Below are 503 nucleotides of genomic sequence, written 5' to 3'. Positions count from 1 at the left end.
GGCATCCGCGCCCGGGACCGGGTTTACCAGGGGCGCACGATCGCGTCCGACTTTTCGGTGGAGGAGATCTGGGTGCCCTGGGCGCAGGGCGCGACGTTGGTGCCCGCGCCGCCCCGCGCCCGGCTGCGTGGGGCCGAGTTGCACCGTTTCCTGGACGAGCGTCGGGTCACCGCGATGTGCACCGTGCCGGGGCTGCTGGACACCATCCCGGGCGATTTGCCGCACCTGCGGTTCCTGCTGGTGTCCGAACAGCCGTGCCCGGCGCATCTGGTGGCGCGTTGGCACCGCCCGGGGCGGCGGTTCCTGAACGTCTACGGCCCGCCCGAGGTGACCGTCACCGCGATCTGGACCGAGCTGCACCCGAACAAGCCGGCCAGTATCGGGGTGCCGTTGCCGACCTACAGTGCGGTGATCCTGGATGTCGAGGAGCCGTACCGCGCGCTGCCGCACGGGCAGGTCGGTGAGATCGCCATCGCCGGGATCGGGTTGGCCTGTGGCTACCT

Annotated in this window: 1 protein-coding gene; it reads left to right on the top strand. The window is 71.2% G+C overall.

Annotation, left to right across the window (positions count from 1 at the left end):
• Positions 1-503: AMP-binding protein (locus ABEB12_RS41945; protein WP_345703603.1), on the top strand; the 503-nt coding region annotated here is incomplete at both ends.

Source organism: Actinospineispora eucalypti (assembly GCF_039543365.1).
Lineage (GTDB): Bacteria > Actinomycetota > Actinomycetes > Mycobacteriales > Pseudonocardiaceae > Pseudonocardia > Pseudonocardia eucalypti.
This window is presented reverse-complemented; position numbering and strand designations above follow the sequence as displayed.